Annotated in this window: 10 protein-coding genes; 1 reads left to right on the top strand and 9 read right to left on the bottom strand. The window is 53.1% G+C overall.

Features of this window, described 5'->3' with window-relative positions:
- Positions 1-366: 366 nt before the first annotated feature.
- The 8 genes from BLQ59_RS12960 to BLQ59_RS12995 form a co-directional block, all read right to left on the bottom strand.
- Complete coding sequence (locus tag BLQ59_RS12960) at positions 367-1,092, bottom strand: hypothetical protein (RefSeq protein WP_074573278.1); 726 nt, start codon at positions 1,090-1,092, stop codon at positions 367-369.
- Between the two features lie 12 nt (positions 1,093-1,104).
- Positions 1,105-1,830: a hypothetical protein gene (locus tag BLQ59_RS12965; protein WP_074573279.1), complete on the bottom strand. Its 726-nt coding sequence runs from the start codon at positions 1,828-1,830 to the stop codon at positions 1,105-1,107.
- Between the two features lie 136 nt (positions 1,831-1,966).
- Positions 1,967-5,098, bottom strand: coding sequence for a pullulanase X25 domain-containing protein (locus tag BLQ59_RS12970; RefSeq protein WP_074573280.1), 3,132 nt, complete (start codon positions 5,096-5,098; stop codon positions 1,967-1,969).
- A gap of 20 nt (positions 5,099-5,118) precedes the next feature.
- A complete protein-coding gene (locus tag BLQ59_RS12975) occupies positions 5,119-6,684 on the bottom strand; it encodes an S-layer homology domain-containing protein (RefSeq protein WP_074573281.1) in 1,566 nt (521 codons plus the stop codon).
- A gap of 131 nt (positions 6,685-6,815) precedes the next feature.
- Positions 6,816-7,589 (bottom strand): HAD-IIB family hydrolase, encoded by a 774-nt coding sequence (locus tag BLQ59_RS12980; RefSeq protein WP_074573282.1) that lies wholly within the window; start codon positions 7,587-7,589, stop codon positions 6,816-6,818.
- The gene (locus tag BLQ59_RS12985) at positions 7,586-9,280 is read right to left on the bottom strand and encodes a glycoside hydrolase family 13 protein (RefSeq protein WP_074573283.1); all 1,695 of its coding nucleotides are present in this window, start codon (positions 9,278-9,280) and stop codon (positions 7,586-7,588) included. Before BLQ59_RS12985 ends, BLQ59_RS12980 begins: the two co-directional genes overlap by 4 nt.
- 12 nt (positions 9,281-9,292) lie before the next feature.
- The gene (locus BLQ59_RS12990; RefSeq protein ID WP_074573284.1) at positions 9,293-11,410 is read right to left on the bottom strand and encodes an alpha-glucoside-specific PTS transporter subunit IIBC; all 2,118 of its coding nucleotides are present in this window, start codon (positions 11,408-11,410) and stop codon (positions 9,293-9,295) included.
- 158 nt (positions 11,411-11,568) lie between these two features.
- Positions 11,569-12,339, bottom strand: coding sequence for a MurR/RpiR family transcriptional regulator (locus BLQ59_RS12995; protein ID WP_074573285.1), 771 nt, complete (start codon positions 12,337-12,339; stop codon positions 11,569-11,571).
- A gap of 146 nt (positions 12,340-12,485) precedes the next feature.
- On the opposite strand from BLQ59_RS12995, the gene BLQ59_RS13000 reads away from it, so the two are divergent.
- Entirely contained in the window at positions 12,486-13,088 is a 603-nt protein-coding gene (locus tag BLQ59_RS13000; protein ID WP_074573286.1) for an RNA polymerase sigma factor, read from the top strand.
- Here the strand turns inward: BLQ59_RS13000 and BLQ59_RS13005 are convergent.
- A complete protein-coding gene (locus tag BLQ59_RS13005) occupies positions 13,046-14,083 on the bottom strand; it encodes a LacI family DNA-binding transcriptional regulator (protein ID WP_074573287.1) in 1,038 nt (345 codons plus the stop codon). The genes BLQ59_RS13000 and BLQ59_RS13005 overlap by 43 nt on opposite strands.
- Between the last annotated feature and the right edge of the window lie 18 nt (positions 14,084-14,101).

Genomic DNA, 14,101 nt, shown 5'->3' on the forward strand with positions numbered 1-14,101 from the left:
TCGATGTTTGATAAGAAACTTAAAAGTTTCTTTAACATCTGGCTTTAATCATGTTGCATGATTATTTGCATTGTTTAGTTTTCAAAGAACAATCTTGAGAAGCGCTTCTTCCGAAGAGCCCGTCGCTTCAAGCGACTCATTTATCTTATCACTATCAGATTAGCTTGTCAAGAACTTTTTTTGAAGTTTTTTTGAAGCTTTTCGGTTTCTCTCAGCGGCCTGCCATTCAAGGCTTGCTCAGCTGTTTTGTTGCCGTGTCTGTCAGCGACTTGTAATATATTACACGAGTTCAATCCATATGTCAACACCTTTTTAAAAAAAATACAAAAAAAATCCCGCTGCCGCGGGAAAAGCTTTATAAAAGTTTTATTTCAGCCGAATTACCCCCGGCTGCACGATCTTCCAAGCCCCCAACCGCTGGCTGAAATGCGCCGGCAACTTTACCTGGATTTCCCGGAAAGAACCCGTTTCATAATTGGAGGCAAAGGTCTCCTTCATACCACCCTCATGATGGAGTTTTTCATTATACTCCACAAACGGATTGGGCACGACGGCAAAATCCTCCGGCTGACCAGGCACATTCCAGGCCCAGTAATTGCTGAGATTCACTTTGTCCACCGGAGCATATACCGGTGTCGCACTGCCCGCAGACTGTGCCTCCGGTTCCACGCAGATCAGCAGATGCAGTTTATAGTCCCGGGCAAAATTCTCACAGGCCTCTTCCGCCTTGGGCACATTCATGCTCTTGGCCAGATTGTTGTAGTCATCCACGAACTGCTGCCAGACTTCCGGCTGCAGTTCCTTATCCGCAGTCTTGTTTTTTTGCGTATTGACAGCGGTTACCGGAACGCCTTTATCAATCGGCGCGGCTGCCTGCAGCTGAGCCTTGGTCATATGTTTCCGGATTTCCTGTACATCCTGCTGCAAGGATTTCAACTCATGCTCGAGTTTGTCTATTTTGGCAAATTTATCACGGTTGCTGATAAGAATGGAATAGTTATAGGCCACCCCCACCAAGGCCACCAAACTGATCGTAGCTGCCAAGATGATGATGATATTGGCCACCATCGGTGAAAACAATGCCGGTTCCATATATCATGCCTCCTATTCCGTCTTTTTCTTGCCGTTGCAGATATCACAGAGTTCCAATATATTCTTGATGCGCTGGGCTTCGATGGCAGACAGCATCCGATCATCATTCGAACCGCCTTCAACCCCTAGCATCAGGATCTTTCCTGCCAGCTGGTCACCGACCTCACGCATGGCCTTGAGTGTTTCTGCATCGGCAATCTGATCGCACCATTCCATGATGCCACTGTTGGTCTTGGAGGTCACTACATTGCCAGCCGTACGCACAAAGAATACACTGTCCTCACCGGTCTGCAGGCCTACGCCATGAAAGCCCATGGGACGTTCGCCCCGATGACGCAGGATGATATGCACCACCGCCGTGCCGCCCGCATCACGTACCAGATAGGGCTGGATGAAGATGCCATCTTCCACAGGATCTTCATAGCGGTAATAAGTAGAACCATCCATTTCCTTGGCAACCAGCATATCCGAGGTCAGCCCGCGGATAACCTGATCCGGTTCCTCCGCCCGCCCCGTTCGCTTGTCAATCAGGGCCTGCTTGCGGCGCGCTTTCTCCCGCAAAGCTGCCTCCTTGGCCTCTTTCTCTGCCTGGATTGCCTGCTTGGCCGCATCCTTTTTATCCTGTTCGGCCTGCACGATAGCTCTTGTCTGGTCATACTGTATCGCGGCAAAGTATCCCCCCACGCCAGCAACACCGATCACCAACAGTGTCAGAATGATATATTTCAGCTTCGCCATCACAGACACTCCCTTCTCTGGGCGAAATGACACTTCTTATTGGGAATATACGCCCCGAAAACAGAAATTTCCTGCAAAGGCAAAGAAAAAACTACGCGAATGAGGCAGCAAGCAAACGCTTGCTGCCTCATCTTATTTATTTCACCAGCATCATGCCCTGATTCTCATTCAGGTGCAGTTTTACTTTTCCATTCTGTACGCTGACCTTTACCCCCGTCAGCTGGTCGGTGAAGACCGTACCATCAGAGGCGTTGGTCACAGGCAATTCCACATCGGCAGCGGGGCCACGGTTCAACGCCACGATAGCAGCTTCACCCTGTGCATTGTTCCGCCCGAAGGCATAGACATCGCCTTGAGCCAGCAGCGTCTTTACATCACCATGGGCAAAGAGCTGCTTGTGCCCATTCCGCACGCCGATAACCTTGCGGTAGAATTCCACGAGTTCTTTATCCTCGCGCCCCCAAGGATAGGTACGACGGCAATCCGGATCGGCACTGCCATAGACACCGGCCTCATCACCATAGTAGATCGTCGGCATGCCGGGATAACCCATCAGGAACATCGCCGCCAGTTTCAGTCTGGCTTTGCCCAGGCGGTAGTCAAAATCCTGTCTGGAGGCCTGCGCCACATTTTCCTTGCCACCACCAAACTTGTAGATAGCCCGGACGGTATCATGAGAATCCACGATATTCATGAGATTGTAGAGCGCTTCTTTCGGATAGTTCTGCCGCAAAACGGTCAGCTCGTCATCGCAGGCCTCAGCCTTGCCCTGGTTCAGGAACAGATCGCCCACGGCAAAGGAGAGCTTGTAGTTCATCACTGAGTCAAACTGATCACCAGTCAGGAACTGTGAGCCATCCTGCCAGATTTCGCCCAAGAGCAAGGGCTCTTCACCCGTCTGCGTGCGAATCCCCTTCACATCCTTGCGGACATTGGCCCAGAATCCCGGCGGCACCTCCTTGGCCACATCGAGACGCCAGCCGGACAGGCCATCATCAAACCACTTCATGATGACACCCTTCTGCCCGTCACGCCCCCGCAGCAGGTAATCGCCGAGATCAGAAACCTGCGTGCCCGCTTCGCTGCCGGGATAATCGGCATCCCGGAACGGCGTCAAGCTGTCAAAGCCCTGCCAGTCATGGTAAGCGTATTTTTCGCCCATGCTGTCCTTGGTCTTTTCGTTGCGAATCTCAAACCAGTTCTCCCAATGCCACGGAGAGAATACCTGCCCTTCGGCCTCGAGCTGCTTCCTGGCTTCAGCCTTGGCCGCTTCGAGCTTCATATGCTGGTCATTCATCAGGTCATAGATACGCGACCAGTATTCATAGGCACCAACCGTCTTATACTTGCCATAACGGTCAAAATAGATACTGTCATCACCCACATGGTTGAACACGCCATCCATGATAAGGTGCATACCCCGTTTCTGCATTTCCGCGGCCAAAGCCTTCAGCTCCGGCAGTTTGCCCAAAAGCGGATCGATATTGCCATAGTCTACGGCATCATAGCGATGATTCGAGCAGGCCGCCGACATCGGGTTGACATAGATAGCCGTAATGCCCAGCTTTTGCAGGTAATCGAGCTTCTGCGTGATGCCGGCGATATCGCCGCCGAAGAAATCATTGCATTCCCAGCTATCGCCATCGGCCTGAGGCGATTTGCTGGCATTGGCCGGCAGATCCGTCCAGGCGCGATGCTGCACCGGCTGATTGCCACGCGCCGTGGTGCGGGCGTTATCATTGGCTGTGTCGCCATTGAAGAAACGATCCGGGAAAATCTGATAGGTTACCGCTTCCTTAGCCCAATCCGGTGTATGGAAATCCGCGCGGTAGACTGTCAGCTGGAAGGGCTTGGCGCCACGGAGCTTCAACGCGCCTGTATGCCCTGGCTTATCATCATCGCCATATTCCTTAGTATCGTCGAGCACGAATTTATAGCCATAGACGCCATTTTCCTGCGGGCGCAGGGTGACTTCCCAAAAGTCGCGGCCGCCATGGCTTTCCTTACGTACCAAAGGATATTCTGCCTTGGTCCCGGCGGCAAAATCCGGGTTATATTCATCACCGCCATTAGCGGTGATTTTCGCCTTATAAAGTACCGCCTTGACGCTGCTCACTTCGTCTTTTCCCACGGCCAGCCGCAGGGTAACAGGTGAACCAGCCTTGACTGCCTCAAACGGAACACGGTAAGCCTTGCTCCAGGTATCGTGCATCACGAGTTTGGCGGAAATGCGCCCATCGTCTGCAATCAGACGGTTTTCCTTGCTGTCATAATAGAAGGTCACCGCGCCGTCCTTCTTGATATTCACGGTCTGCGCCAAGGGCTTTTTGCCCTTCTGCGCCACTTTTACCTGATAGCTGCCAGCCTTCAGCTCCACAGTCTGCTGATAGAACTCCGCCAGCTGCATATCCTGCATGGTATCGTCCTTCAATGCCCCGAAGCTGCCGCTGATTTTCGGCAGGCTGGCATTATCCAGCATCTTGTAGCTCGTGCTGTCGGCAATAGCATGCGTCTTATCATTGTAATAGAACGTAACCTTCTGCGCCTTGGGCAAGGTCAGCTGCACATTGGCACCATCGAAATTGCCGCCGAGGCCGTAATTTTCAGCCCAGCTGCCCCCCACGGCAATCTTATAATAGTAAGTTCCCGCAGGCAGGTCTACCGAAAGGCTGTAAAAATCATGCCCTAACGCCTTCATGCGCGTAGCCATGTCGCCCGGATCCCAGTCCTTCTGGGCACCGGCCTTGGACTGCACGGTTCCCGCCAAGACCACGACACGCCCCTGTGCTGCCTCAGCTTTCTTCGTGGCAACCTGGTCAGCCTCCATACCTTCATAGCTTACAGTGGTTTCATGGCTCAGGCTGTCATAGGTGAAGGTGACTTCCTTCTCTGCCGAAAGCTTCAGGCTGATATTGCCGCCATCACGGGCACCGCCCGCACCGTAATTCTCATTCCAGCTGCCGCCGATGGCAACCTTGAATTCATAATTGCCCTTGGGGAGTTTGCCTTTAAGCTGATACTTGCCATTGCCCAAAGGCTGCATGATGGTCGCACCATCAGCCGGCGCCCAGTCTGTACCGGCACCTAATTTCCGCTGCACGGTACCGACCAACACCACATCGGTTGGCCCGACTGCCTGCGCAGCTTCTGCCGTGGCAGATACAAGTCCTGTGGGAACCAAATCAACAGGCAGCGCCGTGGGGGCTGCCCAGAGCCCCAGCGCCAGTGACATGCCAATGGCCGCCTGTAAGGATTTTTTGCGATTCATATCTCATAGCTCCTTTCAGCTTAGAAATGGAAGTCCAGCCAGCTGCGGAGGATATGTCGGGAATATGCCGTGCTCTCGCCCGTATCCGTATTTCTGCCATTTGTATTTTCAGTCAGATGCGGAGCCCACATCGTCTCCCACTCACAATTCTTCCATGGAACCATCTTTATGCCATAATACCAACCTTTGACTCCTGAAACGAAGGTCGGTTCACGAGTTGCCCATTCATCATCATGGCCAATGTCAGCACCAACACCCAGATTAACCCATTTTGCATAAACCCCCCAAGAACCAACTTTATTCAAATCCGTTCCTTTGTAGTCAATACGCACAGCCCAATCTCTGTCCAGATGTGCATTACCAGCATAACTCTTCATCCATTCATACTTCGCATCGGATTTTACATACGAGCCTGTAATGCTCAAATTCTTCAACGGTTTTACCTTCAAATCAGCACTGATGAAATTCTTCGCACCAGTATAATAACCAAGGTTTCCATCATTGTGATCCAAAGCATGGCTGACCACGCGAGCATAAGCGATATGGCTTTCCATATATTTGCCCAATGGCCCCCAAAAATCAACTGCCCCAACAACAGGTGCACGCTTTACGTAACGTTCTACACTAATAACCTTATTATTGTCATCTACTTCAATCTGCTCATCCTTTGCCCAATCCGCCGACGGCTTGAAGTAATGCCCACCGAACCACCAGCCATGACCTTTTTCAATAGGATGATAGGTGGAAATCCCATCAATCTGCCCACCTAGCAACAGATTCTGCATACCAATACCATTCCACTTGCGGCCAATATTCGTATACCAATTATGCTGCTTGCCCAGCTGTAATTCTACCCAGATATTACTTACAATACCACTATGATTCGGATCATTCTGCGGATCATCGCGAGTTTCTCCTGTTACGGTCTTATCGTAGACAATAGGTTTTTCAAACCAATCATAGCCGCCCTCTGCCTTTTCATTTTTATGTTTTACCCACTTTACATCACCGGTTTTCATCTTCTTATATTCGCTATCGCGGAAGCGGGCATTCTTCTCCACTGTGAAACGAGCCGTCGCATGAGGATTTATCTTCATAGAACCTTCAAGATCCATATAGAACCGATTGCTATAATCCCCATTACGACCATCTTTTTCCAGACCGTTGTCATCCCCCATCTGCACACGAGCCAGACCATGGAGCTGGAAGCGGTCAGCCTTTTCCTTCAATTCCTTGATATCTTTGTCATGCGCATCCACACGCTTTTTCAACGTATCAAGTTCGCCGGAATATTCTGCGGAAAGTTTGTCCAGCACAGCTTTATCTCCAAAGCTGGTACCGCCCTTCTGCATGGCCTTAGCCACGATGGAGGCCATTTCATAACGCGTCATGGTGCGCCCGCCTTGGAAGGTGTTGTCACCCATGCCCTCGATGACGCCTTCCTTCGCCAGATAATCCAGTGCTTCATAGCTCCAATGATCTTTCGGCACATCGCTGAAGCTGTCCGCACTGGCGGCGTAGACCTGCCCCATGGCCCCCACGGTCAAACCTGCTAAGATAGCGGCAACTTTCCTGTTCATTTTCATAACCAAAGCTCCCTTTCTCTAATCACAATATATATTCATATATTAATATATTTGCTTATAAGCGCCCCTGAAAAGAAGCACCTTATGCAATTGTTATAACGCCAAGCGGCGAGGGATATCGTCTTGCCTCGTTACAGATTTGCCAGCAGCATCCCGCCCACAGAGGGATATACTGCCCTGGCTTTTTCCTTGATGGCCTCTCTGGCGGTGTTCACCGTAAAGCCGTCGTAGGCTTCCAGCATAGGCAGGTCATTGCTTTCATCGCCGATGGCATAGACCTCAGCCTCCTGCCAATCCATGAGTTCCAGCAATTTGGCAATGCCCTGGCTCTTGCTCACACCGGCAGGAGTGATGTCCACGCTGCAGCCATTGGGATAGGCATGGACGAACTCTCCATACTTCGCATTGATGATGGCGCTGGTCTCATCCGCCTCACCGGCTTCATGATACCCCAGACAGAACTGATGGATCTGAGGCAGGCTCAGGATGTCCTGCTCCTCTATCTTCACGATGGGAAAATCCCATTCCTGGGCTTCCCGCATGATCCAGGAACCTTCCCGTTCATGGTAGAGGAAGGTCCTGTCCACAGCGGAAAAAGCAAAATGGAAGGAGCGGCGCACGCTTGGTTCCTGCACGATCTCTGCCAGCACCCGCAGAGGAATACTGCCCTGCCAAAGCGGAGTGCCATCGGCCCGGCAGATTATGCCGCCATTATTGCAGACCGCATAATCCGATTCAATGCCGTAAAATCTCAGCTGTGGCATCAGCATGCCATAGTCCCGGCCACTGACCACGCCGAATTTATTGCCTGCCGCCCGCCATTTCTTCACGCCATCCACATCTTCTGCCGCAATGGTTCGCTGGCGGAACAAGGTTCCATCGTAATCGCTTGCGCCTATCTTCATAAATGTTCACCTGTTTCCTTGATGTAAATAACTGCTTCATAGGGGCGCAGGCTCCCCTGGCTGCTGTCGGCTACACTTTCCGCCAACAGCTTTGCTCCCGCAAGTTCCGGCAGCTTGTAATCCTGCTCCTGTCCGCTGAAATTCACCAGCGTGTAGACCTCCCGACAGCCAAAATGCCGCTTGAAGGCCATTATGGATGGATCTTCTTGTAAAAGTTCCGTATAATCGCCCTGCTGCAGGACACCGGCAGCCTCGCCGGTATGCCGCAGGGCCGCCAGCTGACGGTAGAAGCTCAGCACGGAGTCATCCTCCATGGCTTCGCTTTCCACACACTGCCAGCGATAATCCTCGTGGACGGGCAACCAAGGGGTACCAGCACTGAAGCCGGCATTCTTGCCTTTCGTCCACTGCATGGGGGTACGGGCATTGTCCCGGCTGTAGCGATGAACGATTTCCATGGCTTCATCTGCCGTCCTGCCCTCTGCCAAAGCCAGTTCATACTGGCCATGGGAGGAGATATCATTGTAATCTTCGATAGCTCCCCAGGCCACATTATCCAAGCCCAATTCCTGCCCTTCGTAGATAAAGGGGGTTCCACGAAGAGTCATCAGGCTGGCAGCCATGGCCTTGGCTGCGCGTTTCCGATCTGCTGTAGCGGGGAAGTAATGCTTGACACAGCGCATCTGATCGTGATTTTCAAAGAAGATGGGATACCATCCGTTCTTGGCCGTAGCCTGCTGGCTGGCACTGAGCACCTTCTTCAAGCGGGGAATGATATCCGGCGTATACCCTGTCGCCTGGCTCCAGAGCTCGCCATGGGGAAATTCCAGGTTCATATGGGAGAATTCAAAGAGCATATCGAAAACGCCCTGATCCCCCACCCACTTATCCAAATCCTCCGGCTCAATGCCATTGGCCTCGGCCACGGTAAAGATATCGTGGCCCTCAAAGACCTTTTCCTTGAACTCATGGAGGAAATCCAGGATGCCCGGGGTATTGGCAATCATGGAATGGATATTGACCATGCCGTCATCGCTGTCCGGCTCGCCGTCCACGAATTCAGCAGGTTTCTTGATATAGACGATGGCATCGATGCGGAAGCCGCCCACGCCCTTGTCCAGCCAGAAGTTGGCCGCATCATAGAGGGCCTGCCGCACCTTGGGATTTTCCCAGTTCAGATCCGGCTGGGCTTCGGCAAAGGTATGCAGGTAATACTGCTGCCGTGCTTCGCACCAGGTCCAGGCACTGCCGCCGAAGATAGAGCGCCAGTTGGTGGGCGCCGAGCCATCGGGCTTGGCATCCCGCCAGATATACCAGTCGCTGTGCTCACTGTCCCGACTGCTGGCCGAATCGATGAACCAGGGATGCTGATTGGAGGAATGGTTATAGACCAGATCCATGACCATGCGGATGCCCCGGCGCTTCCCTTCCGCAATCAGGCGTTCCATATCGGCCATCGTGCCATAGGACGGATCGATGCCCGTGAAATCGGCGATATCATAGCCGTTATCCACCATCGGTGAGGGATAGACCGGCGTCAGCCAGATGGCCCCCACACCCAGGGTTTTCAGATAGTCCAGTTTTTCGGTGACACCGTTAAGGTCGCCCGTGCCGCTGCCCGTGGTATCGAGGAAGCTCTTGGGGTATACCTGATAGACATTGGTCTTCTGCCACCATTTCAATTCTTTCATTTCAAATCTCCATTAGAATACGAGTACCGGGGTTGTACTGGCTTCCACTTCTGCATCTTCATGCTTTTGCATCTGTGGATAGTCGGCAGAGTTGGTTACTGCCATGATGACCGTGGTCTGGTAACCAGCGTTCTTGATGACCTGCTGGTCGAACCGGATCAGCGGCGTGCCAGCCTTCACTTTGTCGCCAGCTTTGACGAGTGCCTGGAAACCTTCGCCATTCAGTTTTACCGTATCAATGCCGATATGGATCAGGATTTCCGCACCATTGGCGAAACGCAGGCCAATCGCATGGAGACTTTCTTCCATGATCATGGTGACTTCGGCATCTGCCGGTGCAACCACCGTATCGCCCGTCGGCTCGATGGCAATGCCATCGCCCATCATCTTCTGGGAGAACATATCGTCTTTGACTTCGCTCATATCGATGAGCTTACCGGAAACACAGGCATTAAGTTTCATAGCCAGCTTGTTGTCCAGAGCAGTGTCCTGCGCAGCTGCCGGCTGCGGTGCAGCGCCTTCAATCTTCTCACCCTTGAGCAGGGAATCGAAGTAGCTGCGTACCTGCGGTACGGAAAGGCCGACAATGACCTGAATAGCTTTGCCGTTCTTGACGAGGCCGAATGCACCGGCCTTGGTGAATTTGCCTACGGCAGCGACCTTATCGGCATCTGCTACCGTCACACGCAGGCGGGTTGCACAGTTGGTGACTTCCTTGATATTGTCCGGGCCTCCCAGGCAGTCGAGGAATACTTTGGCTTTGATGGCCAGCGCATTATCGGCCAGGCCCATCTCTTCCATTTCCTTCTTGGCCTGGTATTCAGCCTTGGAGAAGAGCTTGTCTTCCACATCATCAGCCGTGCGGCCGGGAGTTGCATAGTCGAATTTCAGGATCAAGGTACGGAAAACAACGAAATAAATTGCCGTGAAGCACAGACCGATGACGATCTGCATGATATAGGTACCGGAATGGTACTGGAACAGCGGAATCCAGTTCTGCACAAAGCAGTCGATAAGGCCGCCGCCGAAGTTGCCGGCCAGCCCCATGGCATAGAGAGCCGTGGACAGGCAGGCAGAGAGAACAGCATGCACCAGATAAAGCAGCGGTGCCACAAACAGGAAGGTGAATTCCAAGGGTTCCGTAATACCGCAGATCACAGCGGTAAGAGTTGCCGGGATAAGCAGTGCCGCCGTCTTCTTGCGTTTTTCCGGCTTGGCGCACATGTAGATGGCCAGGGCTGCACCGGGCAGGCCGAAGACCTTGGAGCTGCCATGGAGGGCAAAACCACCTTCCGGGAACATATCCTTGAGGCTCTGGGCACTATTGGCAAAATCATTGAGATGCTGCAGCCAGTAAGCCTGAATGCCGCCATCGCAGACAGCCGGGCCGAAGATAAAGGGCAGATAGATGAAATGATGCAGACCTGCAGGCAGCAGGATTCTTTCGGAGAAAGTGTAGGCCCAGACGCCCACCAGACCGCTGGTCTTTAAAAAATCCTGGAAATGCATGATGGCATGCTGTACAGCCGGCCATACGAGGCAGAAGAGGAAGGCGATGGGAATCATCACCACAAAGCCTACCGCGACGACAAAAGCAGGGCCTTTGAAAATGCCGAGCCAGTCGGGAATGTTCGTATCATAGAAGCGGTTGTGCAGATACGCGGTCATGCAGGCAATGAAGATGGCCCCCAGCATACCCATGTCCAGGGTCTTGATGTTGGCGATCATGGCCAGCCCTGTGCCAGCTCCGGCATCCTGGCTGTAATCCACGCCGAAGTATGCACCATGAAGGGAAAGGAAACCGGCGATGAAGTAGTTGAACAGCATGTAGATGACGAAACCTTCCATGGCACAACGGGCCTGTTCCTTTTTGGCAAAACCGATTGGCACGGCGATGGCGAAGAGGATCGGCATCTGGGCGAATACCGTCCAGGCTCCCTGTTCTACCACGTACCAGAAATCATACCAAACTGTCCCCTGCGCGGCGATACTCCCCAGTATGCCTTCATTCTTGCAGATGATGGACAATGCTACCGTCAGACCAAAGAATGCGAACAGGATGACCGGCGTGTACATGGCGCCGCCAAACCGCTGCATGCCCTGCATCATGCGGTCTTTGCTGATTGTCATTGTAATACCCCCTAATCAATCTTGATTATTATTGCTTCGCTGAATAAAGAATAGCGCAAAAAGCCCGCGAACACAATAGTTTCGCGGGCTTTCGGCACATCGGCCTCTGCCTGTATTTTGTTACATCGGGCGTACTTTGGTACATACCCTTATGGAACCTACTCTCCCTTGCGCTGCAGGTACATCCGGTACTTCACGAACCAGACCTCGATCAGCATGAAATAGGGCATCATGGATTGGAAAGCGGTATGCTCATCATCGCTGTCATAGAGTTGGAAGCGGGCCGGCGAGACATAGAGATTCACCGTAGACAGGCTGGCCAGTGTGTTATCATGCAGTTTGGTGATAGAGATGAAGGGCACATCCAGGAGCTGCAGCCGCCGGGCAAAGTCCACCACCATGGGCGTTTCCCCGGAAAGGGAAACGAAGATGAACAGATCATCTGCAGTCAGCGTCCGGGAAATCGAGGAAAACTCCTCCCGCCCGCTGATCTCATAGATCAGCACATTGTCGTAGAAGAACAGCCGCTTGAGTTCTTGGGCCACATTGCTCTGCACATAGCCAGATGCAAAGATGAAGACACGGTTGGCCTCATGGATCAGGCGGCTGGCGCTGTCGAAGTTGCGCTTGAACACCTTGCTGGCTGTCTGGGTGTAGAACTCCTGCAGGTCCTGCAGCACATCTTCCTTGTAATAGGATTTTGCCCCCTCTTCCATCTTGAGCACGGCCTTCAAATCCCCGAAGCCATCGAAGCCCAGCTTCTGGGCAAAGCGCACAATCGTAGTGGAAGATACGGCACAGTTCCGGGCCAGTTCATGGATGGAAATATGCCGGGATTCCGCCCGGTGCTGGATAATGTATTTGTAGATCAGCATATCCGTATCATTCAGATCCTGACGGTGCTGATTGATGATTTCTTCTAAACGCATGGAATCTCCCCCATTTCTCCCCCTAGTATAGCAAATAATGGCCTTTCCGCCAAATATCAGCCGGCTTGCGCGCGCCATCCGCCATTCGCAGCCAGAGCGGCCCCTGACTATACTGAAAGCAGCCACGAAACAAGGGAGGTTTTAGCATGTACAGTGAGAACGCAGAGAACGAACTGATCCGCCGCGCCCAAAAAGGCGACAAGAAGGCTGTCTGTCAGCTGCTTGCCGCCTATGAAGGTCTGATCCAAAATATGCGCCGGCGTTATCAGTACACCCCTACGGGCGCCATGATCGCCGACGATGCTCCAGGCATCCTGGGGCTGGCTTTCCTGGAAGCTGTCCGGGATTATAAGACCGAGGGGCAGGCACATTTCGCCGCCTTTCTCCAACGGCGGCTGCATGCGGCCATCTATCAGGCCTTCCGCGAAACCTGCCGCTATCAGCAGCGTACGGCTCATCCCGAAGCTGCCGCCAGCGAAGATGGCAGCGACTGGTACGACGTCATCCCCAGCGCGCTGCCCTCACCGGAACGCGAAGTCAGTGCCCGGGATGAACTGGCGCGTATCTGCCAGCAACTGAGCGCTGCCGAAAAACAGCTGTTATCCATGATCTGCCTGCAGGGGCTCACCCAAAGCAGAATTGCCGCCATGCTTCACCGCAGCCCCGGCACCATCAGCAAGCAGCTGCAGAAACTCCGCACACGCCTTCAGGCCATCACCGGCATGGCCACTGCTTCTCCCTGCACGTAATCCTCCAGCAGGTTGCGCACACTTTCCCGTTCCACGAAGGTCAGCGGCATGTCCAGATTCGTTTCATTATCGTCCTGATGCAACAGATGCAGCAGATAGCTGGCGGCCTTCATGCCCATGAGTTCATAGTCAAAGGACACTGTGGTCAGCGCCGGATAAACGACCGCACCGACCTCATAGCCGCCGAAACCAACGACCGAGATTTCCTCAGGCACCTTGATGCTCCGCTCATGGAAATAACGCAGGATACCCAGACTGATATTATCCGTAGCTCCCACGACTACCGTGGGGGCTAATTTGCGTATTTCCTCCGCCTGATTGTAGGCAGACAGGAAATCAAACCCCGTCTCCACGAAGTCTACGCGGGCATCATCCCGTCCCTCACAGAAACCGGCGATAAAGCCTTCCTTACGCTCAATGCCCACGGCCTCATCGCTTTCCGTAACGCCGGCAAAGACCGCGTGTTTATGCCCCATCTGCTTGAGATACACGCCCATGCGATGACCGGCTGCCGCATCATCGATCTTCAAGCAGCGGACGTCCGGATTCTGCTGCCCCAGATACAGGATGGGCAGGGACCATTCCTGAGCCCGCCGCACATGTTCCGCTGTGATGCCCACCGAATCCACCAGGATGGCATCCACGCCCTGCTGCTGCAGCTTCTGCATGCTCTCCAGTTCCTTTTCCTCGGAGAGCTGACTTACGAGCAGGATGCTCTGATATCCCTCCGGCTCCAGCACCCGGGTGATCCCCGCCAAAAGCTTGCCCACCGTCACCGAATCCATACGGGGCAGCACAATGCCAATCAGCTTGCTTTCCCGGGTTTTCAGGCGCTTGGCAAAGAAGTTTGACTGGAAGCCCGTATCTTCAATCGCCTTACGCACTTTTTCCTGTTTTTCCACGCTGATATAGCCATTGTTCAGATAGCGGGACACGGTGCTCTTGGACACGCCCGCCAGCTCTGCTACATCTTTGATCGTTACTTTCTGTTCCATAATGTTTGCCAACTTCCC

This window comes from Pseudoselenomonas ruminantium, assembly GCF_900104055.1.
Taxonomy (GTDB): Bacteria; Bacillota; Negativicutes; order Selenomonadales; family Selenomonadaceae; genus Selenomonas_A; species Selenomonas_A ruminantium_C.

Bases quoted from the DNA above. Each gene is read 5' to 3' on its own strand.
- BLQ59_RS12960 (WP_074573278.1), bottom strand. From the start codon at position 1,092: ATGGAACCGGCATTGTTTTCACCGATGGTGGCCAATATCATCATCATC.
- BLQ59_RS12965 (WP_074573279.1), bottom strand. From the start codon at position 1,830: ATGGCGAAGCTGAAATATATCATTCTGACACTGTTGGTGATCGGTGTT.
- BLQ59_RS12970 (WP_074573280.1), bottom strand. From the start codon at position 5,098: ATGAATCGCAAAAAATCCTTACAGGCGGCCATTGGCATGTCACTGGCG.
- BLQ59_RS12975 (WP_074573281.1), bottom strand. From the start codon at position 6,684: ATGAAAATGAACAGGAAAGTTGCCGCTATCTTAGCAGGTTTGACCGTG.
- BLQ59_RS12980 (WP_074573282.1), bottom strand. From the start codon at position 7,589: ATGAAGATAGGCGCAAGCGATTACGATGGAACCTTGTTCCGCCAGCGA.
- BLQ59_RS12985 (WP_074573283.1), bottom strand. From the start codon at position 9,280: ATGAAAGAATTGAAATGGTGGCAGAAGACCAATGTCTATCAGGTATAC.
- BLQ59_RS12990 (WP_074573284.1), bottom strand. From the start codon at position 11,410: ATGACAATCAGCAAAGACCGCATGATGCAGGGCATGCAGCGGTTTGGC.
- BLQ59_RS12995 (WP_074573285.1), bottom strand. From the start codon at position 12,339: ATGCGTTTAGAAGAAATCATCAATCAGCACCGTCAGGATCTGAATGAT.
- BLQ59_RS13000 (WP_074573286.1), top strand. From the start codon at position 12,486: ATGTACAGTGAGAACGCAGAGAACGAACTGATCCGCCGCGCCCAAAAA.
- BLQ59_RS13005 (WP_074573287.1), bottom strand. From the start codon at position 14,083: ATGGAACAGAAAGTAACGATCAAAGATGTAGCAGAGCTGGCGGGCGTG.